Genomic DNA, 24,750 nt, shown 5'->3' with positions numbered 1-24,750 from the left:
ATTGTCATTTATACCAGTGTTGTAACCACGTTACATCGTTTTATAAAGCAAACTTTAGAAGAACCTATAGTTTGCGCCTTGCCGGCGCCTAAATTCTTTCTTACCCTTCACGGGTGGAGACGTTTGCAGAACGGGTACGGCGCCTGAAAGAAAGGCGCGGCGTCACCGTGGAAGAAATAGCATTTGCATGTGCGGTGACGGAACCGACTGTCTACGGTTGGCTCAAAACAACAATGCCTAGAAACAATCACTTGGCAAGTCTGGCGACATTTTTAGATGTGACGGTTGATCACCTGGTGCACGGAGATCGCTCCGAAACTCGCGACGAAATCGTTCACGAGCTGCGCACACTGGTGCCACAACTCTCCAACTACCAGCTCACTGTTTTGCTGATGACGGCCAAGGAATTCGCCAAAAAAGGCCAGTAAAACTTTAGGGCGGCGCTCGTGCGGCATCTTGCCCAGCACGCTAAGCTGTATCCGTCATACAGCAAAAGACGAACAAAAATGCCGCTCTCTCAACTATCGCGCAATATTGCCAACAGCCTAAACCCTCTGATCGGGGGCTCTTCCTCCGACACAATGCAAAACCTCATTTGCCTACTGGATGGGCAATGCTCCCTGATCGCCGACAGAACCACGGGGGCCACGCTAAATGGAGAAATGGCGCTCTACTTCCTCCAAGTCGTCGGCGGGGCGATCCGATTTGAATCTGCCAAGATGGAGCAGTCGAGCGCACCACCAAATGGAAATTGATGAAGAAAAGGCCCGCAAGGGCCCTTTCTTGCTGGGCGTGAAGGCCCAGCTCTTCCTCCTCTGCGCCGATTACAGCGCTAAGCGGTCTATGCCGTTATTCAAACCTACGGGGCGGGTGATACACCCTTACGTACTTACCATCCACATCGATATGCGAGTGACGCCAACGAGCGGACCTAAGCACGCGACCAACCCGAATCAGATCACCAGCCGACACCTGCCCTGGGGAAAGACCCAAGGCATGCATTGCCACATCCCTGGCCGTGATGGGCTGCTCAATCCCCGAGAGCCAGGCGAGCACTTTTTCTCGAACTGCCATGTATTCCGAGCGCACTCCTATCGCCGGTACCGAACTGGCGGCAGGCTTGCCTACCGAGCGACCGGTAGTGGCCATGAGCCAGCGGGCTGTTGCGGTGGGGGACTTTGGCCACCGGTCCAAGGGCTTAAGCGCCTTAGCCTGGCCCGACGACAACTGCACAGCACTCACCCCGGAAGATTTATCATGCCCCAGCTGCAACCAGGAAAGCGGCAACTCATGGGCATAGGTCCAAAGCGAGAGCGCCTCACCGCGGCGCGGCCAGGGCATCTGGGAAATCATCGTCTCGCTGACCCGAAGAGCGCTTGCGCGGAAGTCATTTAAGGTCAAGCGCAAGGACTCAAGGCCGCGCGCCGACACCGCCACATCCCCATTTTTTAAACCGGAGCCAGCCACCGGGCCAAACAGCTGCTTGGCCATCCAGTTGAAGGCATTGATGTACGCCTCCTTGATGCGCGCGGCCTGGGCACCCGTAAAGCCCATGACCAAGAACATAAAACCATCCTTGGTCATTTCGTAATATTTGGACTCGCGCTTGGCACCTCGGCCTATTTCGATTAATTGAACATGGGCTGAAAAGTTAGCCGATGCAAATTCTTTCGAACAATCAAGGCTTTCGATGCGCTGAATGATGTTCTTGTGCAGCCTTCCAAATGCATCAGCCACTTTCAGAGAAGTGGTGCGCAGTTCGTTGTTGTGAACAAGAATCAGCTCTTGAGGATTGAGGTTAAGGGATTCAGGCATGATGGCCTCCTACGATTCGTTCAAGATCGCCCCCTGTTCAGAGGGGCGGCCAGGTGCTTGAACACGGTCGTAGGGCCGCCCGCAGATTTTCCCCCTCGCGGGAGTGTTGTATAGCTGCGCGCCACCCGGCCATAAGCTAGCATTGCCCGGACAAAGCAGGACAATCAAAACATATGGACGCAAAAAAACCGCTAGTCTTACGGGAGCGGATATCCGCCTACGAAAGGTGTGTTCAGCACCTATGCCGAACCGTAGAGGAAAAGTGAATAGGCTGTCAATCCAAGTTATCACTTTTTGTGAGTATCGGGGCGCGGAGCTGCCCTGATCTCGTTTATCACTTTTTGTGAATAGATGAGCAAAAATAAAGCCCAGGAACCTGGGCCTACCGTACATCCTCAGTCTTGCTGAACCGGAGCAGGCGCCCTGTCATGCGGCTGCACGCGCCACCAGCTCTGCCAGCCGATCACCTGGTCGCGCCAGCGGTAGCACTGGTCGTAGTTGGCGCTGACGGCTTCGAGTGCTTCACCGGCCGTAGCTGTCCCGGCTTCTCCAGCAGGAACGGCGCCGGCGTCGACAAGATCGGGCGGGGTGGCAGCGAGGTCGTGCCCGCGCACCCAGTCAGCATCGAGCACAACGACAGGCTTGCCAGCAGCAGCGCGGGCTTTTTCCCTTTCAACATATCGCACGACCTCCTTGGTAACGGTTTGGGCTCTCACCTCGCGCGCATTCGCGCGCACTTGCTCACCTTGCGCCAGGGCGGCACCAAGGGAGGCGGCGCGGCGCTCAAGCTGCAGCGCTTCGGCGACGGCAGCGTTTTGCTGTTTCAGCCGGTCGGCCTCGCTCTCCAGGCTAGAAAAATGCCATCCGCCCGCGAAGGCCACCACCAGCGCCGCAACGATCAAGGTTGCACGGATAAGCGCAAAGTACGGCCTGAGCAGATCGATCATTTCGCCCCTCCCGACATCCAGCGCTTCACCGATAGGACGCGCTCCGCTACCAGCGCCGGCGCGACGTCGTTGGTCACGGTCGGCAACTCAATGCCAGACAGGCCGGTTTCGGAACTGTGCACACTGGCCGTGCCAGAGCCGGCACGCTCCAAGCGCACGACCGCGCCGTTCATTTCCAGAACCGCGCCCAGCTCGTTGATGAACCGGCAGTCATCGACCACCACGCGCCCACCGGATGCCAACACCCGCTGAACGGCGCGGCGCCACGCGCTCACCCACAGATCGGCGTGGATCAGCTGGCGGCCCCATTCGGTACCGAGCGTCTGCATCGCATGCCGGGGCGTGGCACCGCCGAGCAACTCGCACGGAACCTCTTTGAGGCGCCCTTCGATCTCATCCTCGGATAGGCCGAGGGCGCGCATCATGTCCTTGAGCGGCCCGGCGAACTTGATCACGGTATAACCGTGGCGCTCGACCAGTTCGGCGGCGATGGTGGACTTGCCGGCGCCGGCTGCACCACAGAGCGCCAGGAGATTGGGAAGTTGCGGCATACGCAGCTCCATAAAAAAGCCCCGCCGAAGCGGGGCTGGGTTATAACGCGGTCCAATCAAGCGGCTTTCTGCAAGCTCACCCATTCAGAAGCGGCACCGCCACCACGCTCACTGTCGTCGTCGACGTTTACTGCCATGGAAAACGTGATGCCGTGCTCGGGATGGGTGATCCACAGCGCCTGGCGGGCGCGCTCGAAGCCAAAGTTGTTGCTGTAGGCGTATTCGTCGTACCCCTTCAACGACCCGTTGACGATCAACCGCTGCAGCTGAATCAACTGGTGCCAGTGGCCGAGCAGCAGCACGTCGTAGGCCATGTCGACCTGGCCAGCGCGAGAGCGCTTCTTGTGGTCGCCGCGGATGATCGGGCCGAGCGCGCCGATCATCCCGTCACCGCCACGGAACTGGTCGCCGTGCGTCAGAAGATAGCGGGTGCCGTAAACGCGGTAGTAGGCGTCTGGGCCGTCCGGGATCAGGAAGTGAACGCGTGGGTCATTGGCGAACTCGCGCGCCAGCATGCAGTAGGCCAGCCAGTCGAACGAGGTATGGTTTCTGCCCTTGGCGCGGATCTTGACCGTGTTGCGGCCGTGGTTGCCGGACACACACGGCACGAATACCTGTCCGAACTCATCGGCCAGCGCGCGAATGCACCAAGCGAGCACGCCGATCAGGTCGATCACGCAGGGCATGATGTCGACCTCATTGCTGACGGCGAGCTCGTCATGGATATCGCCCGAGACCATGTCGCCGCCGAGCGCGAACACAATCCCCGGGTACTTGGCCCCCGCGAAACAATCGCGCAGCAACATCACGGTCTTCTCGATCATGCGGCGCGCGCGCCGGTGCGCAATCGCGAGGTTGTACTCGTTCACACCGTTGATCTGCTGTGGATCGACGACCTCGGCCCAGTGCCAATCGGAGGCGAACAGCGTCGGAACCCCGAGCACCTTGCCATCGAACCCACGCCGCACCAGCCAATCAGGCGGCTCAACTGGCGCGCGCGACAGACCGATGATCTTGCGCTTCACATACTCGGCGTCGAGCTCGTTGCCTTTCATGGCGGCCAACTGCGCCCGGAGCGCCTTGACCTCGGGATCGGCTACTTGGGTAGCGGGCTCGACCGCCGCGACTGGCCGCTTGGCCGCAGGAGTGGCACCGCGATTCGGCGAACGTGGATCGGCGCAGGTCAGCTCGTAGCCCTTGGCGCGCAGCCGGGCGGCACGGTCGTGCACGGCGCGCTCGGTGATACCGAGGCGCTTAGCCACCTTGGAGGCGCTACCGAGGTCGACCCAGGCGGCTACGAAATCGGCTTCGTTAATCTTGGTCGCCAAATCAGCCCCCTTTCAAGCGCGCAAGCGCAGTCACGCCGGCCCAGATCGCCACGAGGATGCCGCCAACGAAGCCGGCTACCAGAGTGGTGATGATCTTGTCGCTGATGCCGTCCACACGCTTGGCCAGCCGCACTGCGGCATCAACACCGGCTTCTCTCAGCGCTTGTTCGGCACCACGGTGTGCCGCCTCGGCCAGCAGCTCGCGGAACTCCTCGCGCGGCAGGACAACCACATCGTCCGCCGCTGCGCACTTGGTGTGTGCGGTCATTATTTTTCCTTGAAATAAGCCTGGTACTTCGGTCGCCTGACAACCATCACGTTGCGCACATGGGTGTTGGTGATCTCGGCGAACGACTGGCCATAGCCGGCCCGGCGGGTTTTCGATTGCGTGCTGCTATGCTCGAGGTGGCCGAACCAGCGGCCCGGGTCGCAGCCGGGCGTGTTGGCACACTTGCGCCGGCGCTGGATCACGGAACCCAGCCCCGAGTTGTGCGAGGCGTCCATCATCGCCAGCCGGTCGTAGTCGGTAGACGCCCACTTGATCAGGCGGTAGGCATCGCGGTTTTTCAGCACCACGGCCGGCAGTTGGTAGCGCGGGGCGTAGGCGGTCGCCCAGGACCAGCCGCGCAGCGCTTCCGGATGGGCGGCAGTCATCTCGCCAATGGCGTCAAACCGCACGCTGCCATCCTTGTTGAAAGCCTTGGTGAACTGCCCCAGGCCGGCACCGAGCTCGCGGGAGGTGTGCAGCTTGGCGTTGACGCGCCAGCCGCTTTCCTGCTCGACCTGTGCCGCCAGCACCGAGTGCGCCGGCATGTCCGGCCAGTACTGCCCGATGGACGCCGACAGCAGCGGCAGCAGGGCAAGCGCGCCGGCGCTCAGCCCCGCAGCCACAGCACACCGCCAATCAGCACGGCCGCCATGAACAGCCGGTCGGCCAACACCACGAGCGCAGCACCGACCGGAGAATGCAGGGCGATGTCGCCAGCTTGGGACACATCGACATGGAACAGCGACTTGCGCAGCACCAGGGCGACGCCGACCAGCACCGGCAGGGCCAGGCCCAGCTGCAGCCAGGTTTCGGCGATAACACGGTCGATCGCAAACAGCGCGAGGGTAAACGGCAGGATCAGCAGATAGACGCGGTAGTCGTGCATGCGTTTGAACATTTGGGAACCTCCAGAAATGAAAGCGCCCGCGAGCGGCGGGCGTTATAAAGGCGAAGGGCCGCGAGATGCGGCCCTAGTTGCGTGGCATGATCGGGTTGAACGTGAGCACGATCGGCACGCGGTCGGGCTCGATGGGGTGCTGGACGGCACCCATCAGCTTCCAGCCCAGATACAGGCGCAAGCAGCGGCCGGGCAGCGTCGGCCAGACCACATACAGCATCCAGGCCGGCCCGACGCGCGCCCAGCACCAGCCGGGGGCATACGGCTGGTTGCTGATCCAGGGATTGCCACGCACCTGGCGCACCATGGTGCGGTCGACGGTGACACCGGCGACCCGTTCATCGAAGCCACCGCCCGGGTTGCGCCAGATCCAGATCAACCGGCGCAGGTATCGCGGCAGCCGGTTGACGGTCGGGTGCGCAGCCGGATCGCGCCAGTATTGGTCACCGTCCAGCGTCGCGTCGCTGGTCTGCAGCCAGGACAACCAGCGCGGCAGGTTGCCGTCGGCGCCGGCGAGCAGAACCAGCAGCGGGGCAGCCAGTACGGAAACCACGGTCAGCAACAGGCTGATTACAGCAAGAATGAGCCAGCGCATTATTCAACCTCCTGTGCGCATGCCGGCACGGCCGGCCAGGTGATAGATGCCGGGAAGCCTTTTTGTGCCGGTACATCGCGCAGGGCCTGCCGGTAGGCCTGAAGCTCATTGAACTGGTCTGCGCTCAACGTAGTAGTGGTGCCGATCTCTATCTGATCGCGGTGGCGCTGCACTATCCACTGGGTATCGCCGAGCAGGCGATCACGCTGTGCCCGGGCCTGTTCGGCAAGCTGGGCGGTCGATGGCGGTGGCGGGTCGGTGGCAATGGGGTTGCCGTTCGCGCCTGAGGTGATGATTTTGCCCGCGGACTGAGCAGCCATTAGCTCGGCGTGCTGCTCTGCGGTGATTTCCACAGCGTCGGCTGGAATCTGGCATGCCGGGTTGGAGGTGGTGATAGTAGGTGCAGTCACCGACATATCCGGCACGTCGATCATCGGTGCGGTGGCCTCGGAATCATCTGCCAGCTGTACCCAATTCGGGTCTGGCTCTTTAATGGTCGGACGTGTCCAGGACGGATCGACTACGGCCAGCATGAGAGCGCCATGGATGGCGGAGTCATAGAAGCCACCACTTGATCCAGCGAAATACTTGCTCATAAATAGTCCTCAGTAACCAATTGCCATCCAGTAGCCTGAAAAGCTAGAGGCTGGCACAACGTTCACAATAAACTGAGAGTTACTCTTTCCAACAAACGTGACGCTGCGCACCGTAAAGTCAGTACCTGACGCAGCACCAGTCATCGCGGAGACAAAAACCGTGGCGGTGGGAAAGGTAATAGGGAGCGTAATTGTGTTCGATGCACCATTGTTTGCTGTGAACGGCCCCCACTGGAAAATCAACCCGTTCGGCAGTTTCTGATAGCCACTAGCAGCAAGGGATGATGCGCCGATGCCGTTGATAACAGTCCAGCTCACACCATCGGTAACGATGTCGCACGCTTCGCCAGCCATCAGCGTGAAGCTGGACACATTGGTGCGATTGACGTTGATGTTTTGCCCGGTGGCGGCCGATACCGTCACACTGTTCGCAGTGTTGTTGTAGAGGCGGAATGCGCCTCCACCGGCGCCAGTAGCACTACAAAGCGTGATCACCACGCCGGTGCCGGCCGTCACCTCGACGAACGAACCCAGCTGAGCCTGTGTCAGCGTGGCACTCCCAGTAAGACCCACCACGCTGTTGTGGTTACCCATGGCCCGCTGCAAAAACGCGGTCGTCGCCAGCTTCAAGCTGCTGTCAAACTGCGGTGCGGTCGTTCCGATGGCTTGGGCGATCTGCCCCAACGCCACCGCATGCTGGCTCTGCGTTGCGTTCGGCACCTGCTGCGCGCCGCCAGCGCACTCCATCAGAATCCAGATCGGGTTGCCGCTGTTGACACCCGCAATAGTCGCGCGCATCAATACCGCGACACCACCCAAAGGCAGTTCACCACCCTGTAGAGGCTGCAAGCCAAGGCCGTAGATCGGGGCCGCGGTTTGGCCATCCGGCGAATAGGTCGATGTGCCTGTATTCGCATGCGCGATGCTGACCTGTTGCACCAGCCCGGCGACCAAATCGCCAGCTGCCAGCGCCGGCGAATTGGTCGCGGTATAGGCGTTGGCAGCACCGGTATCGGTCAGCACCACCGTTTTCTGGCCCAGCCGCTTGACCGCGGTTAGCACCTGGTTGAACGACGACTTGCTCAGCGTCAAACCGGCGCCGGTCACAACGTTGACCAGCTCCATCATCACCGCATTCAGCCATTCGGCCGGAACCACCGTCGGCGCCGTGCCGTTGACCGGGTTGCCATCAGTAAAAAAGCCCGGGGTTCCCGGGCTTGTCGAGGCTGGCTGCGCGGTTGCAGCGGTCGAGTTATCTATTTGAAACATTCGCTACCTCATGAGTAGTGGAACTGGACCACGGTATGCGCGGGGGCCGCTGCCTGAATCTGGCTTTGCAGCGGCGCATTACCCCAGCTCGCCAGCGGCTCGCCGGCACCGGACTGGCCAGCAGAGAAACGAATAATGGTGTTGAGCGCAGAATTGACAGACCAGGTGTGGCACCAGTCTTGCGAACCAACCGGCTGCCCGGCGCTGCTTTGCCCACAGCGAAACGGCGCGTAGTTGGTGACGGTGATGCTGTAGCCCAGCGCAGCGGCCAGTGACTGGTAATAGGCAGCTGACTGGCCACCCACCGCCGTAAGCTTGGCCACCACCTGCTGCCGACGTCCCTGCACGGTCGAAGCCATGCCGAGCACCGGATCGGGCAGCCCGAGCGTGGACTCCCATTCCGGCAGCAACTCGTAAGCGGACGCCGGAAAGGCATCCGCCAGCAGGTTGTTGGCGCGGGCGTGCTGGCGAGCGTAGACCGGCGCCAACCCGGAGAGTGCCTGCGTCTGGGCCGCGCCGGGCTCACGCGGCCACGCCTTGCCTTGTGGCAACAGGTTCTGCATCGCGGCCAGGTAATCGGCCGCAGAGTAGTTGGGTGCGGGCATGTGACCTCGTTATTGGAAGGTGACCGTGCCCAAGGTCGGCAGTGCGCCGGTCGGGTTGGTGATGTCCGCGCCGGATGGCGATAGGATCAGGAAGTCGCTGACGCCCGACACCGACGCGATCGCAGTCCAGACGTTGGCCAGGTTGATCTGGCCGCCCGGCGCGCCTTGGCGCAACAAGACGTTGGAGATCGCCGTCCTGGCCGCCGCTTGCGAGCCGGCGGGGATGCCTTTGATGGTGAAATTGATCGGGTTTGCCGTCGGGGCCACCACATAGACCAGAGCCGTCACTGGCTGCAGCGGACAGATGTAGTTGGCCACCGTCAGCTGGTCGCCGGTAGCGACCGTGCCGCGCGGCACACCGCCGGGCCCCTGGTCGTACTGCGACACACCATTGCTACCGACCGGAAACCCGCCATTGGCGGCCTCGGCACTGTCCAGCATCACGTAGACCACCACAGTGCCGACACCAAAGCCGTTGTTGGCTACCCAGGCGCGGGTCACGCCGGGCACCTGTAGCGCCCAGGTCACGTAGTCGTTGTTGGCCCCGCCCTGCGGAGTGATTTGGTAGGCCATCAGCACGCGCTGGCGGAACGCGTCGTCGGCCTCAAGGTCAGCGCCACCAGTAAACGCGGTGGCAGCCGTACCGCTCGAGGTAATGCCACCCACTGCGGCGGCCAGCGTCATCGCGGTGCCGGCGGCAGTGTTGCCAAATGCACCGGTCAACCCCTGCGGATCGGCATTGGCAATGACCGGCGCGGTCACATAGCCGTTGCTGCCAACCGTGGCATCGGCCGTGGTGGTATAGCCGACCCCATCGCCGCGGTTAATGGCGGAACCATTGGGCAACGGCGTGCCGACCACGCCGGGAAAGGTCACTTGGCCGGTGGCCTGGGTGGCCGGCTTGATGGTTGTCTTTTTCAGCGCGCCCCAGCCCTGCAGGTACTCGCCGGTAGCCGTGAACGGCACTGCCTGCTTGGCGATCCAGTCCAAATAGCCGTAATGCAGGTAGGCCAGCGCGGCTTGCACCTTGCCTAGCACACTAAGATTGCTGAAGCGCAGCAGGCCATCGCTGCCGGGTAGCGCCGCGCCGATGTCCTGAGCGACCTGGTTCTGTAGGTCGGATAGCGTTGGCCGGATATACGGCATATCAGTTCATCCCCTTCCATGCCCAGTCGTATTGCAGGGCGGCCTTTGTTCCATCCGCTCGATGAGCCACGACCCAGGCGCCGAGCTGGCCGGGGCCGATCCATTGCACGCGCACGTCGAACTTGATCACCGCACCGTCATCGATCAGCCATTGCAGCGCTTCGACAATGTAGTCGCGCGCGCGATTGGCGGTTTCCGTGGTCTGCTTGGCCCGCCGCAATAGCCACAGCCGGGAGCCGATCGGCCTAGCTGGGTCGTCACAGCACCAACCGCGCGGATCGCCGGTGCCATCCGGAATCGCATCGGCTTGGCCGGCAATGCGATCGGTAAACAGGCTGATGAGGATGGCCGTCTCCAGATCGTTGCCGCTGGCCAGCAGCGGCCCCTGCTGTTGCCAGTCGGCGGCGCCGATCAGCGGCGACCAGACCGTCGAGATGTCTGCCATGGTTATTCCTGCTGGGTGGGCGGATTGGTATTCACAGTCGAGCTGCCGGCCTGGACGCCCGGCACCGGGTGGCCGTGGCTGTTGTAGATGCTGCGCATCTGCGCCATCGATTTGCCGCTGCTCGCGCTGTTGTCAGTGATGTCGCCGCCGGCCTTGATCTGGCCGGATACGTCGAGCTCCGGGGTGTTCAGGGCAATCTTGGTGGCTGCGTTGACGGTCACCACCGGCGTGCTGTTGACCGTCAGCGGCAGCCCGGCACCATTGACCACGATACCGGCACGCGTCAGATAGACCGACTGGCCCTGGTTGTCGAAGATCGCCACCTCGCCCGGCTGCAGGTTCTTCAGACGCGAAGCCTGGTGGTTGGTGGCGATGATCACGCCGTTAGAGCGGTCACCGCCGACAAATACCAACACTGCGTCGCTGCCTGCTGGCGGGCTGCTGGTGAAGCCATACTCGGCGGCGCGGCGCGTGTTGTCGCGCACCTCGTTGGCCCCCAGTTGTACCTGCACCATCTGGATCGGGCCGGCGTCGTTAACGGTGGTGGTTTTGCCGCGGCCAACCAACATCCAAAGCCGGTTCGCCAGGCGTTCGAATTGCTGGATCATTTCGGAGAAGCTCCATTGGCGGGCACCACGTCCTGCAGCCCAGGGAACAGCAGGATGGGCTGCGGGAAAAACGCCTGAGGCGGCATCAGCACCAGGTCGGCGTGTGTGCCGGTCGCATCGCGCCGGTAGGTCACTTCAGCAATCAGCCAGGTCAAGCTCTGCAGCCGCAGCGATGGCGCCCGGACGGTCACCAGCGTGTTTGGGGTCCACAACTTGCCGGAGCCATCGCGCCAGCTATCCACGGTGAGATTTACCTGCAGGCTGCGGCCGGCACGGCGCGCCGCCTCCCAATTGCCACGAGCCTTTGACACTGTGAAATCGGCACCATCACCAGTCTCGGCGATGAGGCTGCGCCGACGGAAGCGTGGCACGCCAGGATCGGTAACGACCGCTAGTACATCAGGGCCACCACCGACATCCGACATGAGATCGATCGACAAGCGCCGCACCACGTATTCACTGAAGCGCGAGTCCATTGAGAACATCGAATTTCCAGATTCGATATTCTTCCCCTCCTCAATCACCGGATAATCGCCGCCCTTGTCTGGCATGGTGGCCCGGGCCAGCACGAGATTGCCGTATTCGTCTTCGTAGACCAGCAGTTGCCGATAGCGCGCATGCTGCTCAATCACGCTGTATGGTGTTTCTGACCATGCCAGATTTACCTGCGGAATGGGCGCGCCGACATCAGCCAGGGCCGTCACTGATACACCATAGGGCGCACTCAGGCCCTGAGCGATCGCCAGCACGGTCACGTTAGACATCTGGCAGCCGTTCCACGCGTGCGAGCAGTCCACCAAGTCTTGGCACTTGCCGCGGCCGGACAGGGAGATGCTGTGCTGCCCGGCCGTGATACTGGGTGCAAAGCGATCGGCGTAGCCCGTGACCACTACGTCCTGGCCCAGCAACACTTGCAGCGGATCGCCAGGCTTGACGACCACATCGCGCGTATCACCGGCAAAGCGCTCGGTCATTGTCACCGAGAATCCAGATGGGAACCGCTCGATACCGCGTGTAACGCGGATATCAGTCCAGCCGGTAATCCGGCTATTGCCAGCAATCTGACCGTTTCCGGTGACCTGGCCCTTGCCGGTGAGAATGGTGAGATCGTCCATGCGGCGCCCATAAAAAAACCGCCACGCGGGCGGTCTATTGATGCAGAATGATTGGTTATATCTTGACGTAAGGTCATCTAGCATGCAGGAAGAAAAGCAATCCACGTCATGCGTGAGCGATTACAAGAAATCCGTCGTGGCACATGTGCTTGATAATTTTTTTGTCTTTGCGGGCACAATCCTAATTGCCATCGTGCTGGCATTTATTCCATATGTTGGCTGGTTCCTTGGGCTCATTCTGTTCTTCACTGGAATAAAGATGCTATTTTCAAAGCGAACCAAGGTCCTCAAAGGCCCCTGCCCAAAGTGTGCGACAGCGGTCCGAGTCAACGCCGATGTTGCGGGCTTCAATTGCCCCGCCTGCTCAAAACGCATAATCATCAAGCCCGGTCAATTTGAACTGGTGGACTAGAAGCCATGTACGTTTTCTTACTCACCCTCGTTTTCGCCGATGGTTACCAGGGCGGCCAAATGGCCTACACCGAGTTCAAAACGATGACCGAGTGCCAGCGGCAGGGGCCGCTTGTAGCGATCCATTACCACCAGAAGGGCCATCCCACCACCTTCTTCTGTCAGAAGGTCAAGCGAGGCCCGGTCAAGCCGATTTCCAGCGCCGAGCAGGCCGAACTGATGAAGCGATACCCGATGCCAGAGATGGTGACGCCGTAAGCTACTGCGCCAATGCCTTGAAGCTGACCGGCATGAACGCCGGATGGATCGGGTCAGCTTGTTGCACCAGTTCATCGGCCCGAGCTGGATCGCGGTAAAGACGCTGCGCCAGCAGCAGGGCCGGCACTGGCGCCGGCGTGCTCACCGTAGTCATGCGCGACAGCTTCCCGCCACGCGCGGTCAAATCGGCCACCACCGCCGCGCGCAACCGCCGCAACGCCAGATAGGTGGCATCAAGCCCTTGGTCGGCAGCCGATTGAATTTCCACGTCCAACAACGTAGTGACCCGAGCGCGCATCGCGGCGGCACCTTCATAGCTGCTCGGCTGATAGCTGGCCGAAGCTTGGCAAACGCCGATGACAGCGCTACGCCTCAGCAGCGCCGCAGTGGCATTCTGGGCGGTGGTCATGGCCTGCCCGATCGGCGAGCTGTCCTGCGCCAGCACAGGCGGCGTGAACTGCGCCAGTTGCGTGAGCGCATTGATGCCGTCCAGCGGGCTGGCGCATGCAGATAGCATGCTGGAAACCACCGTCTGTACGGATGAAGAGAAAGCGTTGATCGTGCTCGAGCCGCTGCTCAGTGCGCCAGCAGCCGACGACATGCTGCTTAGGTTGTTGGCCACGGTCGCCCGTGCCTGGGTGCCCTGCGCGATCGCCAGCCGTACCGCAACGGCGGTAGCCGTGGCATTGCGCGGCGCCGCCCCGGAGCTGGAGCCCGAGTCGAGCAAACCGTGGAAACGACCAAAGGTGCCCGGGATGCTGTGCACCGCGTTGTACAGGTTGCGCGCCGCGTTGATGACGTTTTTGACGATGCCGACCCACTTCGTCACCGTGTTCACCACCTGTTGCACGATCGCAATGCCTTGTTTGACCGCATCCGCGACCTGGTGCAGGAAATCGGCGGCAGTGGCCAAGTTGGCATCACCCACCGCACCCAGTACATCGGAAGCGGTGTCGGTGGTATCGGACGGGAATTCCTTCAGTCCGGACTCGACGAACGACAATGCAATTTCGAAGACCCGGCCGGAGTCCCATTTCTCCGTGACGCGCAGCGTGATCAGGCTGACGAACATGGTGCCGAGCGTAGGGTGCACCAGCTCGCCCATATCCTCGGTCTCAGCCGCGGCGATCAGCTGGTCGCGCTGCTGGATCACGTCATCACCAACCAGAAAGCCGATCAGGCTGATTTTGCGCGCCGCCCGACCCATGTCTTCGACCCAGACGGTATCGCGGTTGGGATATTCGTGGATGGCGTTACGCCGGCCGAAACTGCCCTCGCCTGCCAACACGGCGAATGGAATGCCGCGGAACGACGCCGGCCGCACCTGATCCTGGTAGCTGGGCGCGCCCAAACCGAGCGCATCGAGCAGCCGACCAGTAGCCGACATCACACCGCTGACGGTACCGGCGGCCTGCTGCACGCCGTTGAGAACGTCCTGAAAGCTCATGGAGTCACCATTTCAGGCATAGGGAAATTGTATTGAGGCGATTCACCAACGCTTGCAACCTTGGACTGTGCGGATGCACCCGACGGCAGCCCGGTAACGTGCGTTTGCACGTTAACCTTGAGTTGCCCCAGCTTGGACACGTTGTCGTTTAACTGAGCCAACAAAGCGGCTATCTGACCGTTGCTATCTCCAACAGCCGCCGGCTGATTGACATTGCGAGCCGCAGCGGATGACTGCACTGTCCTTTGGCCATACACCCCCTGGTAGTCAACGGCAGCTGCTGCTGATGCATCCAACATTTTCCGTTGGTATGGATTTTTCCCATTTTCCTTGCGGACGATGGCATCCATTACCGATGACATAACATCTCGCCGGGAGAAGTCCAGAGGCGCGGTATCGCTCACACCAAGATGCTTTGCTACACCCGCAATGTATGATTCCGTGTTGTTTTCATTGCGCGGCGCAAACTGCTCAATGATCGACCGAACGGAATTCTTTCCGGCATTTGCGTAACGTTTAATCTGGATCGCTAGGGCATCAAGACCTTGTTGCGGAGTGTCGTACACCGCAAAACGACCCGCGGCCCCAGGCTCTTTCCGAGCACCAGCCTGGCCGACGAACTGCAGATTCCCAGGATTATTGTTTCGAATGCCTCGTTTACGCCAAATAGGGTCGTCCTGTGATACCGCAGCCTGTGCAGTCCAGCCCTTTGGTGCTTCCTTTGGATGCTCCTTGACGTAGCGCTCCATATAGCCGAGGTCTTTCTCGTCGCCGAACTCATACCACGGCTGATAGGCCCCGCGCGCCTTGTCCCGCAGTGCGGTGTACTCGCGACCATTGATATCCATGCCGTGCCAGGTCTTGGAGCCCAGGCCACCATCCTGCATGCGCTTTTTGATCCATTCGTTCTCACCCGCGTTGAGCGAATCGGAATGCAGCAGCAGGTAGGCCGGCGCGCACAACCGGGAAACCCACGCCATGATGGCCGAGCCCAGGCCGCCTAGCGTACCAGCCACCTCGGCGCCGGTGGCGGCAGCTGCTGCGCCCCCTGTTTCGGTCACAGCAGCCGCGGCGGATTTGGCAGCAGCATTCAACAGCTTGGACCCCACCGCCTGCAGCGCCTTCTTGGCCATCCAGGTTCCCGCCACGCCCATCGCCGCGCTGCCGGCGATGGTCATGCCTGGGGATTCGGACAGCCATTTGGTGGCCGTCTCCATGATCTTGTTGTACAGCGGGCTGATCGTGCTGCCGAGCCAGTTCTCCGCGTGTTGGCCAGCCAGCGCCGCCTCGCGCTTTTTCTGCTCGGTCTCTGCCGCCTTCCTGAGCTCGGCATCGGACTGCACCGCCCCAAGCTGCGTCGCGCGCCCCTGATTGGCGGTCAAGTTCTTGCTGCCACCCAGCAACATCGGCAACAGCCCCTGCAGACCGAACTGGCCGGCCAGCATCGACTTGGTCTGGGCGTTCATCTTCGGATTGGCCAGTGCATCGGCCAGGTCCTTCAGCGCCCGCGTGGTGTCGATGGCTCCATCCTTGGTTCGGTGAATGCCGATGCCGAGCTTGTTGAGCAGGGCCAGCGCCTGCATGTTGCGGCCATAGAACGCATCATTGAGCGTGGTGCCCAACTGAGCCAGGCCACCATCCAGCTGCTCGGCGGATACGCCCGCCAACTTGGCGGCGCCGCGCAACGATTGTAGATCCTGCGTGGACACCCCAATGATCTGCGAGGTCTTCAGCACATTGCTGCCCAGGCTGGCCCAGTTGGATGCCGCGGCGGCCAGACCGCCAATAGTCGCAGCGCCGACCACCACGTTCATCGGCTCGGCGGCCCTGGCCAGGGTGCTGCCGAAGCCAGCGGCTTTCTTAGACAGGGTATCGAACCGCATACTGGCCAGCTTGCCGTCCAGCGAGCCCAGGCTCTTACTCAGGTCCAGGCGCTTGCCGAATGAGCCGAGCTTACTTTGGATGCGGTTGAAAACGGCCGTGGCTTTGTCCACTGCCGTGATCGTCAACCGGAATTGATTTTCAGCCGCCATTGCTCATCCTCATCATATGGCCGCGCCACCACTCCACTTTCGACCAGGTGAGCCCCCACGCGTCATGCGGCCCCCAGCCGTAAAACCGGGTCACTTCCGCTAAGGCGGCTTCCCAGTCCGGGGGCAGCATGCCGTTCGGGGCGATCAGAAAAAATTGGACAGGTAGCTTTCAGCAGCCTTGAAATCGCGCGCGCCAACCTTGCCCAGCACCGCTACGTTGACACCGGACACCGCTGAGATCAGCAACTTGGTGGCCTCGACCGGCCCGTGCTTGTCCATCGCCTTCAGGAACCGGTCCAATTCGTCGACGGTCGGCTCGCGCAGCTCGAGCACGAAAGTCGTCTCGCCGGCCACCTCCACCGGCTTGCGCAGCTCGATGGTCAGCTCGTCCGGAATTTCGGTTTTGCTTTCTTCAGCCATCACGCCTCCTCGACGCTCATGCCTTCCCAGCGCACCTTGACGGTGCCCTCGGCGGTTTCGACTTCCTGGGTTTCGACCGTCCACATATTGCGGCCGATGATTGTTTTCCCGTTTGCCAGCTTGGCGGTCACGGTCACGTTGGTCATCTTGTTGAAATCCGCCACGGTCAGGCCGCTGGAATCGCGGAAGGTACCGGCGATGAACGGTGCGTTCGGCGTTTCTTTGTAGCCGTGCACGCCGTCCATGCCTTTCATGGTCTCGCGCGAAACCTTGGACACGCTGTACGACAGGTCGCCTTCCAGCATGTACGCGGTGCCGTCGACGGTCAGCGTTGCGGTACCGGCCAGCAGGTTGGTGGTATCAGCCATTTACGGCTCCCATAAAGCACAAAGCCGCCCGGAGGCGGCCCTGCTTGGTTGGTTTGATTACTGCAGGCGGAACTGGGCCAGCAGCGCGAAGATGCGCAGCTGGTTGATCAGGATGCCCGGCCACAGCACGTTGACGCGGTTGGGGTTGTTGCTGTCCTGCTGGACGATCAAGCCCTGCTTGAACGCGTCGCCGTTCTGTACCAGCCCCTGGTATTCCAGCTCGCGGTAGGCTGCGATGAGGTCGCCGCGGATGATGTCCGGCGTGACGATGTTCGAGCCGGCGGCAAAGCGGGTACCGTTTGCGGCCAGCTTCATCCGTGCGTACTTGCTGGTCACGATCGTCCGCATGAAGCGCAGCACATACATCAGCGTGAACAGGGTCTCCACCTCCAGATAGCTGTTATCCGGGTTGCCGAACGCGTTTTTCTGGTAGGAGGTGATCAGGTTCTCGATGTAGACCGTGCCGTCCTGGCCGACCATAAAGGTGCTGATGCCGTCGAACAGCAGGGTGTTGCGGTCCGACAGGACGAAGCGGCTCTGCAGCGGCGGTGCCAGCACCCCCTGAATCGCCACGGTCTGCAGCGGGGTGGCCGGGTCAGCACGCAGACTGACCGCAGCAGCGCCGGCCAGCGCGGCGGCCCAGAGCCAGTTCGGCGTCGGGCTGTCGTTGAAACCGATGATGGTTTCGTGCTGGTTATTGCGCGTGGTGCCGAGCGTGGTCTGGGCACCCAACGTGCCGCGATAGGCGGCGAACACATGGCCGTAGAGCTGCTTGGAGTAGCTCCAGCGCCCGGTCTGGTCGTTGAGAAGCGACTGCAGCGCATTCAGGCTGGTGGCATCGTTGAACGGGCAGACGATGAAATCGAACGGCATGTCGCCCAGGTTGGCGAGCGCCGTGGTCATGTCTGGTGCCGTGGCGCCGCCACTCATCTGAGCGATGGTCACCGACACGCCGGCGGGCAATTGCTCGCCACCGATCGGCCCCTGGTAGTTCATGCGCAGGTCGATATCGTTGCCGCACGGCCCCTTGTTGACGGCTGTCAGCGTTACCACGCTGCCGGCAGCAGCAGCGGTCACCGGGCATGCCGCATCGGCGCCGATAATATTGGCGATGCTGGTAGCGATCTGCGCCGAGGTCTGGGTGGTCAGCACCGGGATCGCGTAGCGCACGCCACCAACGTACAGGTACAAGGTGCCGTTCGCGGTCGGCGCTCCACCGATGGTGATGGTGCCCGTGGCAGCCAGGGCACCGGCGTTATCCGCCAAGGGCAGATACCACACCTCGCCGAACTGGTCGTTCTGGCGGTACTTGGCCGTCATCAGGGCCAGCATCGAGTTTTGTCCGCCAACGGTTTGCGCATCGCTGACGCCCTGGCTGATCACTGGCACGTTGGCCACCCCAGTGCCGGCGGCGGTAATCTGGCCAATGATCAGCGCACGCTGGTTGGCCTGCGCCGTGTTCGCGCGCGAGTTGTCGACCTCGGCATAGAACAGCGGCACCCGGATATTGGCCGGGATGTTTTTGAATGGAATGGTCATTCACGACGCTCCAAAAACAAAACCCCGCCGAAGCGGGGTTCTGTAGGGGTGTGGGGCTTACTCGCCAGGGTCGGTCAACGCCGGCGGCTCCAGAACGACATCCTTATCGCGCACACGGCGATGCCAGTAGTCGGTGTCGGGAACCTCGCGCCCAGCCGCAGGCAACAGGTCATGCAAGTCCGGGTCGCGAATCACGAGCCCGGGGGCGGGATACACGTACATGGTTCGTTCCTATGTAAGGGGGATGCCGATGGTGGTCGGTGGCGACTGGGCGCCGCCCTCGCTGGTGACCGTAGCGGTTAATTCCATGTCGGTCAGAGACTGCGTGATGGTCGGGCGGTACGCCTGAGGGAATTCCATGTCGAAGCGAATCCATGCCTCGCCGAGGTGGCTGCGCGACTCCGAGGTCACATCGATCTCGGTATCCACCGCCGCCACCTGCTGCACCATTTTCAGTACGGTGTAATCGGTGAGCACCGCCTCTTCGATCTGCTCGCACAGCGTTTCAAGGTCGGCCTCCACCTGCTGGACGGTCGCACCCTGCACCCGGGCATTCACTGCTATGGTGGCCGTGGTGGTGAACAGCGGCGCATGACGCCCCAGGCTGACTTTGCGTTCAAGCGGGGTCTGTACCAGGATCAGCGGCATTGATGCCGGCGTCGTCGGCAGATCGCGCGGGGCATAGACCTTTTGGGCCGCCAGCGTATTGGCCTGCAGGAGGGCCGCCACCACCGCCTGGCGCAGTTCCGTGCGGTAAAGCATGGTCAGCCTCCGGAGACGTAGTTGAGCAGCAGCTTGATGTGCCCGTGGCCATCCGGATGGACATCCGCCACAGCATAGGTGATGCCGGTGCGCTGGATGGTCAGCTGATCGATCTGCTGCGGCGGCTGCGGGAAGTCGGCAGCGCGCACGCCAAGCACCGGCATTGTGGTAGAGGTATGCACGGTATCGCCCAAACCATCGACGGAGTGGTAAGCCTCATCGAACACCCCGTAGATCGTGAACGGCTGGCCGATAGCGGGTACATACGCTACCGGCTCGCCAAACACTTTCATCGCTGGGCCGATGACCATCTTTTCCCAGTCGATGGCCACGATTAGGAACCGGCTCGACCGGTCTGCAACACCTCCGGACGGGTGCAGATGTGCAGCGGATAGCTGGACACTTCCATCTTCCACCACTCGTTGCGGTCGCGGTCAAAGATCGGCACCACATAGATCGGCTTGCCCGGGGTGTTCACCCATTCGAACGATTCGCCCGGGGCATAGGCCACCTTGAAGATGCCGGGGGCATTGACCGGGAAGAATTTCACCTTGTCGTCCGGGATCTTGAGCGTGGTGTTATCGTCCGAACCGCGGTAGTTCACCCACAGCACCCCGGCAAACGGGAACGCGCTAAAGGCCGCGCCTTGGCTACCGTCGCGCAGCTCGGCGGCAGCGCTCCAGTTCAGGAAAGTGCGGATCACGTCCGGGTGGTTGACGAACTCGTCGAAGAACGCGTCGCCGCACAACGCCACTACCTTGGTGGCTTGGGTAAACGCGCCCTGGGCCTTGCGCGCCATGTTACGGACAATGCCGTTGATGAGCGGGCGCAGCGTATTCTGTGCAGCAGCCGGAAGGTTGAAAGCGACCTCCTGCGCCGGCGTGATACCGAACTCCTGGAACCAGTCGTAGCGCACCGAGCCATCGGCATCCAGGCAGAGGCCCTGAACGGCGGCGAGACGGTGGTATTCCCAGGTGTATTCGATGTTGCTGGTCAAGCCAGTCGGGCCATTCAGGCGGCGGGCAACTTCGTCCTGCACCTGCATCAGCTCGGACTCGGTACCGAACGCGCGGATGTTTTGCAGCTCGTTCGCGTAAATGGTGTCCTCATGACGCAGCCGCGGCACCTCGAAGTAGCGCGCCTTACGCTTCTCGGTTTGGCGCTGGGTGCCGGACTGACCACGCTCCGAGAACGGAATCACCGTCAGCTTGCCCTGGCGCTCTTCCACTGCCAGCGCGGTGGTGCGGATCGGGTCCGGCTCGAAAATGTTCAACTCGCCCAGACCGGAGGGCAAGAACGGGTGACGTTCAACTGCGGTGGTCAGTTGAATCGTCGAAAAGGCATCCTGGTGGAAAATGTCCAAACTGGCCATCTATGTGCTCCAACAATAGAAAAGCCGCCCGAAGGCGGCTTATGGGATTCGAAAGGGAGGGAGGGGCTTAGCGGGCGATGATGCCGAGAGCCGTGAGCTGCGCGAGGGCAGCGGTGATGTTGCCCTGGCTCATCGAGGCATCCCAGACCAGTTCGGAGGCGTTGACTTCGCAAGAGCGAGTGACAACCGTGCCCGGCGTGTCGAGCAGCGTCGCATCGACATAGCCAAAGCTGATGCCCGCAGCGATCTGAGAACCATCGGTCGCGGTTGCCATGCAGAGCACCCACTTGCCGGCCCCGGCCGCCACGGTCACCGTGAAGCTGTCCGCAGCGACGAAAGCAGTGCCGCCAGCGGTAATGGTGAAACCGATGCCGCCGGCGGCAAAGGCCGCGCCGACCGTGCCGTGACCCACTTGTTTGCCGGTCGGGTCCGAAACGACAAAATGGGTGGCGTCGTCAAACTCGACCGCATACGCACCGGCAATGGCGCCGGCCGAGAGGGTAATCGCACCGAAGGTGCCGTTGCCGGTATTGGTGCCGAGTGCGGCAGCTGCAGCGGTAGAGCCGACCGTTTGCTTGCCAAGAACAGCGCCGGGCAGTGCCTTGGTGCCGCTGGCAAAGGTGCCGCGGTCTCGCGAGCGGCGGCCATGGGCTTCGGAAACGAGAAAGCCGCCAGCGTGCCATTGCTCCTGCAGCGGGGTTTGCGCAACATAAGTCATGCTGTTGGGTCCTTAATGGTGAAAGGGGTTACTTGCCGGGGCGCGCGCGCTGCATCGAGGTGTCCCAACTGGATGCCGCAGCCGCCCTGGAATTGCCCGAGCGCTCGCCGCCGGCACCGAGGGCCGGATTACGAGCAGAGCGACCTTGGCCGGGGCTGGAGGCCGCCGGAGTGTCGCGCAGCACGGCGACGGCTTGCTTGCGCGTCATCGAGGTGTTGAACGCGAGATTGGCGGCCAGCACCGGGTTGCCGGCTGCGTACTTGGACCCCATGATGGCGGCGCAGCGGGCACGCTCACGACGACGGGCCGAGGCCGCAGCACTCTTGCCGCGCAGCTCGTCCTCGTCGTCGTCGCGCTCGTCGTCCTCGGCGGCTTCGTCGTCATCGTCGGCACGGGCGCGCTTGGCACCTTTGCCTTTGTTGTCGTCGTCTTCGCCATCGTCGAGCTGCTCGTCGTCCGCCTCTTCGTCGTCGCGGGCGTCGTCGGCACGGCGGCCTTTCTTGCTCTTGCGGCTATCGCCGTCTTCGCGGTCCTGATCGCGCTCGTCCAGGTCATCGTCCGCCTCTTCGTCCGGGCGGCGGTCATCCTGGTCATCGTCGGCGCGGGCGCGCTTGCCCTTGAACGAACCGATGCCAGCGAGATGGGCGAACGAGAGCGCGCTCGCCACGCGGGAAAGCTTAGTCATAGAAACCTCTTGGTAGGAGTTACAGGAGCACTTCAACCCAGCTCGGCGAGCAGGGAGCGGAACGCTTCATCCGGTGCCATTACTGCATCGGCGAAGCCAATCTCGACGCCCTCGGCGCCAAGGAAGGTGGTGGCCTGCGTACCGCGCACGACGGCAGCAGACAGCTTGCGGTTGCGGGCGACCGTTTTGACGAACAGTTCGCCCATGGCGTCGACATCCGCCTGGAAGCGTGCCAGCGCTTCTTTAGAAAGCGGCTGCATGTCACTGCCATCGGCCTTGCGAGTGCCGTAGTGGATCAGTGTCACCGTGATGCCGGCGGCACCGAGCGCCTTCGACATGTCGACGTGCATACAGATCACGCCGACACTGCCAGTGCCGCCCGTGCGCGGCACGATGATGCGGTCGCATGCGCTGGCCAGGGCATAAGCCGCCGAAAAAGCCGACTCGGTCAGGATTGCCCAGATGGGCTTGGCGCCGCGCGCGCGGTAGATCGCATCGGCCAGATCGAAGCACCCGGCCACCTCGCCGCCGGGGCTGTCGATGTCGAGCACAATGGCGCGGACATCCTTGTCTTCCAGCGCCATGCTGAGGTTGGCTCGGATGCCGTCATAGCCGGTCATGCCCGAGTACGGACGCATGGTGCCGAGCTTCTGCACCAGCGTGCCCGTCACCGGGATGATGGCCACGCCGGCGACCACCTCATAGGCGCGATCTTGAGCGGGCTCGCTGTCGTAGCCAAAGCCATCGAGTGCGACGGCATCGCCGTTGGCACGGAACAGCCTGGCAATGCCGAAACGATCGGCCAGTGCCGCCATTACCACTTCCGCCTTTTGCGGGGTGATCGCGATCGGCACGTTGAACAGACGCTGGGCAAGATGGGGATAATTGATCATTGCGGTTGAGGCTCATCTGGGGGTTGAGCGGCATCGGCGGCACCATCACCGAACCACTTGGGCGGAGGCAATCCGGCTTCTTCAAACAGCCTTTTCTCGGCGCCACGCTGCTGGATAACCTCTTCGTAATCGAGGCTCTGCTCGGCACACTCGCGCTTGAGGGTGGAAAGACAACCATCCATGCCCAAGATGGCGCCTTGCTTTTCCTTGACCGGATCGACCCAACCACGGGCCACCCCCAGCCAGTCGCAGCGCGAATATTGGGTGCGCGCATCGAGGAAGTCAGGCGCATTGCGCGGCAAAGGGAGATCGCGCCGGTCCATCGCCTCATGCAGCCAGCACGCATACATCGGGGTGGCCGTGCCGATCTTGAACTCCGTATTGCGCCGGGTCAGCGTCTTCCAGCTCTCCAGCAAGGCGGCGCGCGCGCTCGAGTAATTGGTCTTCGACCAATCCTGAGTTATCTGCTCTGCTGACACGCCGGATGCTGCCGCGAAGGTGCGCAGCATTTCGTGCGCAAACTCTCCGAAGCCGTTGTGCGGATGCGCGGCGCCCACCGAGGTGATCGTCTCACCAGGTGCAAGCGTCGGGATGCGCGCTCCGTTAAGCATCGCCGGGCGCTCACTCGCCCAGTCGGAGCGCAACTGCTGGTAGTTCGATAACTCGCCATCGCTGAGCGCGTCGTCGACCTGCTCAGGGTCATACGGGCTGGTGACGTAGGTGCCAAACGTCGCGGCGATCGTGGCGGCTTGCAGCTCCACCCCGTAGTACCGCGCCAGCATCTTGAAGCGCGCCAGCACCGGAATGAACACGCCAATGCCGCGATTCTGGCCGGCACGGTCACGCTCGAAATCGTGGATAACGCGCAGCCAGCCGTCCTCGTCCTCGCGCTCGACGCGCTCCCACTGCATGCTTTCGACCGAGTTATACCAGTCGTTCTGGTGGGCCTTGCGGATGTGGTAGGCCACCGGCACGCCATAGTCGTCGATCTCGACGCCACCGCGCAGGTATTTGGTGTCCACCATCTGGTACGGATTGGACAGGCGGTCAGGATCGACCACCATGAACGAGGTCGCATAGCGCGCACCACCGCGCCCGATCCGTTCGGGCAGCCAGTAGGCGACCACCAACGAATCACCGTCGATCAACTTGTGCCGCAGCGCCAGGCGCAACTGCTGCGACACAGTCAACTGGCGCGACACATCGTTATAGCGGCCGATATCATCGGCATACCCACGCCACAGCCCTTCGGCCGCGCGCCGGAATTCCTCGGCCCAGACCGCATCGAACTTGCTGTTGCCGGTCAAAGCGGCCAAGGACCGGTAGTCGGGGTTGGCCGCCAGGCGCATGGAGGCGCCCACCGTGTTGTCGAGTATCCGGGTGATGCCGCCGGCGGCCCAGCCATCGTTTCGAGCAAGATCCCGGCTCCGGGCGACCATGCGGTCACGGAACTGGTTGATCTCAGCATCGGGAGAGCGAATCCACGGCAGCCAGTCGCCCATTTCCTGCGTCTGCCAGCTTGATGCCTCGTAAGGGAACACGCTGGAATACGGTGCCAGGGCGGCACCGGGGCCTAAATCGGCCCGAGCCCGGCCATACGCCGCTCCCGTCGGCGCGGCGGGCGCAATCGGATTACCTGTAGAGTCGAGGATCATGGG

General features: G+C 62.1%; 31 protein-coding genes. 3 read left to right on the top strand and 28 right to left on the bottom strand.

What is annotated here, in order from left to right; genetic code table 11:
- Positions 1-167 precede the first annotated feature (167 nt).
- Positions 168-428, top strand: a complete 261-nt coding sequence (locus tag NK214_RS12215) for an XRE family transcriptional regulator (RefSeq protein ID WP_253314624.1) — start codon at positions 168-170, stop codon at positions 426-428.
- Between the two features lie 421 nt (positions 429-849).
- On the opposite strand, the gene NK214_RS12210 is transcribed toward NK214_RS12215, so the two are convergent.
- The 15 genes from NK214_RS12210 to NK214_RS12140 all read right to left on the bottom strand — a co-directional run bounded on the left by NK214_RS12210 (position 850) and on the right by NK214_RS12140 (position 12,186).
- Positions 850-1,815 carry a Rha family transcriptional regulator gene (locus NK214_RS12210; protein WP_253314623.1) on the bottom strand — a complete coding sequence of 322 codons (966 nt, stop codon included), beginning with the start codon at positions 1,813-1,815 and terminating at the stop codon, positions 850-852.
- Between the two features lie 395 nt (positions 1,816-2,210).
- Positions 2,211-2,762: a hypothetical protein gene (locus NK214_RS12205; RefSeq protein ID WP_253314622.1), complete on the bottom strand. Its 552-nt coding sequence runs from the start codon at positions 2,760-2,762 to the stop codon at positions 2,211-2,213.
- On the bottom strand, positions 2,759-3,313 hold the full coding sequence (locus tag NK214_RS12200) for a deoxynucleotide monophosphate kinase (RefSeq protein WP_253314621.1): 555 nt from the start codon (positions 3,311-3,313) through the stop codon (positions 2,759-2,761). The genes NK214_RS12205 and NK214_RS12200 overlap by 4 nt, the downstream gene beginning before the upstream one ends.
- Before the next feature lie 56 nt (positions 3,314-3,369).
- Positions 3,370-4,641, bottom strand: a complete 1,272-nt coding sequence (locus NK214_RS12195; protein WP_253314620.1) for a hypothetical protein — start codon at positions 4,639-4,641, stop codon at positions 3,370-3,372.
- Position 4,642: 1 nt separating this feature from the next.
- A complete protein-coding gene (locus tag NK214_RS12190; RefSeq protein WP_253314619.1) occupies positions 4,643-4,909 on the bottom strand; it encodes a hypothetical protein in 267 nt (88 codons plus the stop codon).
- On the bottom strand, positions 4,909-5,532 hold the full coding sequence (locus NK214_RS12185; RefSeq protein WP_253314618.1) for a hypothetical protein: 624 nt from the start codon (positions 5,530-5,532) through the stop codon (positions 4,909-4,911). Before NK214_RS12185 ends, NK214_RS12190 begins: the two co-directional genes overlap by 1 nt.
- Complete coding sequence (locus NK214_RS12180; RefSeq protein WP_253314617.1) at positions 5,517-5,807, bottom strand: hypothetical protein; 291 nt, start codon at positions 5,805-5,807, stop codon at positions 5,517-5,519. The genes NK214_RS12185 and NK214_RS12180 overlap by 16 nt, the downstream gene beginning before the upstream one ends.
- A gap of 73 nt (positions 5,808-5,880) precedes the next feature.
- Entirely contained in the window at positions 5,881-6,402 is a 522-nt protein-coding gene (locus tag NK214_RS12175) for a hypothetical protein (protein ID WP_253314616.1), read from the bottom strand.
- Complete coding sequence (locus tag NK214_RS12170) at positions 6,402-6,998, bottom strand: phage tail assembly chaperone (protein ID WP_253314615.1); 597 nt, start codon at positions 6,996-6,998, stop codon at positions 6,402-6,404. Before NK214_RS12170 ends, NK214_RS12175 begins: the two co-directional genes overlap by 1 nt.
- A gap of 9 nt (positions 6,999-7,007) precedes the next feature.
- Positions 7,008-8,267, bottom strand: coding sequence for a hypothetical protein (locus NK214_RS12165; RefSeq protein WP_253314614.1), 1,260 nt, complete (start codon positions 8,265-8,267; stop codon positions 7,008-7,010).
- Between the two features lie 8 nt (positions 8,268-8,275).
- Complete coding sequence (locus tag NK214_RS12160) at positions 8,276-8,872, bottom strand: YmfQ family protein (RefSeq protein WP_253314613.1); 597 nt, start codon at positions 8,870-8,872, stop codon at positions 8,276-8,278.
- A 9-nt stretch (positions 8,873-8,881) separates the two neighbouring features.
- The gene (locus NK214_RS12155; protein WP_253314612.1) at positions 8,882-10,018 is read right to left on the bottom strand and encodes a baseplate J/gp47 family protein; all 1,137 of its coding nucleotides are present in this window, start codon (positions 10,016-10,018) and stop codon (positions 8,882-8,884) included.
- 1 nt (position 10,019) lies between these two features.
- A complete protein-coding gene (locus tag NK214_RS12150; protein ID WP_253314611.1) occupies positions 10,020-10,463 on the bottom strand; it encodes a phage GP46 family protein in 444 nt (147 codons plus the stop codon).
- Between the two features lie 2 nt (positions 10,464-10,465).
- Positions 10,466-11,071 carry a phage baseplate assembly protein V gene (locus NK214_RS12145; RefSeq protein ID WP_253314610.1) on the bottom strand — a complete coding sequence of 202 codons (606 nt, stop codon included), beginning with the start codon at positions 11,069-11,071 and terminating at the stop codon, positions 10,466-10,468.
- The gene (locus NK214_RS12140) at positions 11,068-12,186 is read right to left on the bottom strand and encodes a phage baseplate assembly protein (RefSeq protein ID WP_253314609.1); all 1,119 of its coding nucleotides are present in this window, start codon (positions 12,184-12,186) and stop codon (positions 11,068-11,070) included. The genes NK214_RS12145 and NK214_RS12140 overlap by 4 nt, the downstream gene beginning before the upstream one ends.
- Positions 12,187-12,268: 82 nt before the next feature.
- Between NK214_RS12140 and NK214_RS12135 the strand changes: the two genes are divergently transcribed.
- Positions 12,269-12,598 (top strand): hypothetical protein, encoded by a 330-nt coding sequence (locus tag NK214_RS12135; protein ID WP_253314608.1) that lies wholly within the window; start codon positions 12,269-12,271, stop codon positions 12,596-12,598.
- 5 nt (positions 12,599-12,603) lie between these two features.
- Positions 12,604-12,855, top strand: a complete 252-nt coding sequence (locus tag NK214_RS12130; protein ID WP_253314607.1) for a hypothetical protein — start codon at positions 12,604-12,606, stop codon at positions 12,853-12,855.
- 1 nt (position 12,856) lies between these two features.
- Here NK214_RS12130 and NK214_RS12125 read toward each other — a convergent pair whose 3' ends face one another.
- The 13 genes from NK214_RS12125 to NK214_RS12065 all read right to left on the bottom strand — a co-directional run bounded on the left by NK214_RS12125 (position 12,857) and on the right by NK214_RS12065 (position 24,747).
- Complete coding sequence (locus NK214_RS12125; RefSeq protein WP_253314606.1) at positions 12,857-14,302, bottom strand: DNA circularization protein; 1,446 nt, start codon at positions 14,300-14,302, stop codon at positions 12,857-12,859.
- Positions 14,299-16,335, bottom strand: coding sequence for a hypothetical protein (locus NK214_RS12120; protein ID WP_253314605.1), 2,037 nt, complete (start codon positions 16,333-16,335; stop codon positions 14,299-14,301). The genes NK214_RS12125 and NK214_RS12120 overlap by 4 nt, the downstream gene beginning before the upstream one ends.
- Positions 16,336-16,479: 144 nt before the next feature.
- Complete coding sequence (locus NK214_RS12115) at positions 16,480-16,755, bottom strand: phage tail assembly protein (protein WP_253314604.1); 276 nt, start codon at positions 16,753-16,755, stop codon at positions 16,480-16,482.
- Positions 16,755-17,123: a phage tail tube protein gene (locus tag NK214_RS12110; protein ID WP_253314603.1), complete on the bottom strand. Its 369-nt coding sequence runs from the start codon at positions 17,121-17,123 to the stop codon at positions 16,755-16,757. The genes NK214_RS12115 and NK214_RS12110 overlap by 1 nt, the downstream gene beginning before the upstream one ends.
- A 57-nt stretch (positions 17,124-17,180) precedes the next feature.
- Positions 17,181-18,662, bottom strand: a complete 1,482-nt coding sequence (locus NK214_RS12105) for a phage tail sheath subtilisin-like domain-containing protein (protein WP_253314602.1) — start codon at positions 18,660-18,662, stop codon at positions 17,181-17,183.
- Between the two features lie 57 nt (positions 18,663-18,719).
- Positions 18,720-18,884, bottom strand: a complete 165-nt coding sequence (locus NK214_RS12100) for a DUF2635 domain-containing protein (RefSeq protein ID WP_227105147.1) — start codon at positions 18,882-18,884, stop codon at positions 18,720-18,722.
- A gap of 9 nt (positions 18,885-18,893) precedes the next feature.
- Complete coding sequence (locus NK214_RS12095; protein WP_253314601.1) at positions 18,894-19,424, bottom strand: hypothetical protein; 531 nt, start codon at positions 19,422-19,424, stop codon at positions 18,894-18,896.
- Between the two features lie 2 nt (positions 19,425-19,426).
- Entirely contained in the window at positions 19,427-19,756 is a 330-nt protein-coding gene (locus NK214_RS12090; protein ID WP_253314600.1) for a hypothetical protein, read from the bottom strand.
- A gap of 2 nt (positions 19,757-19,758) precedes the next feature.
- Entirely contained in the window at positions 19,759-20,796 is a 1,038-nt protein-coding gene (locus tag NK214_RS12085; RefSeq protein ID WP_253314599.1) for a major capsid protein, read from the bottom strand.
- Between the two features lie 67 nt (positions 20,797-20,863).
- Positions 20,864-21,514 carry a head decoration protein gene (locus NK214_RS12080; protein ID WP_253314598.1) on the bottom strand — a complete coding sequence of 217 codons (651 nt, stop codon included), beginning with the start codon at positions 21,512-21,514 and terminating at the stop codon, positions 20,864-20,866.
- A gap of 28 nt (positions 21,515-21,542) precedes the next feature.
- On the bottom strand, positions 21,543-22,199 hold the full coding sequence (locus NK214_RS12075) for a hypothetical protein (protein WP_253314597.1): 657 nt from the start codon (positions 22,197-22,199) through the stop codon (positions 21,543-21,545).
- A 32-nt stretch (positions 22,200-22,231) separates the two neighbouring features.
- Positions 22,232-23,092 carry a S49 family peptidase gene (locus tag NK214_RS12070; RefSeq protein WP_253314596.1) on the bottom strand — a complete coding sequence of 287 codons (861 nt, stop codon included), beginning with the start codon at positions 23,090-23,092 and terminating at the stop codon, positions 22,232-22,234.
- Positions 23,089-24,747 (bottom strand): phage portal protein, encoded by a 1,659-nt coding sequence (locus tag NK214_RS12065; protein WP_253314595.1) that lies wholly within the window; start codon positions 24,745-24,747, stop codon positions 23,089-23,091. Before NK214_RS12065 ends, NK214_RS12070 begins: the two co-directional genes overlap by 4 nt.
- Positions 24,748-24,750: the final 3 nt, after the last annotated feature.

Origin of the sequence: Chromobacterium sp. S0633, assembly GCF_024158805.1 — a bacterium.
Taxonomy (GTDB): Bacteria; Pseudomonadota; Gammaproteobacteria; order Burkholderiales; family Chromobacteriaceae; genus Chromobacterium.
The sequence above is the reverse complement of the archived record's forward strand: the minus strand, read 5'-3'. Positions and strand labels throughout refer to the sequence as shown.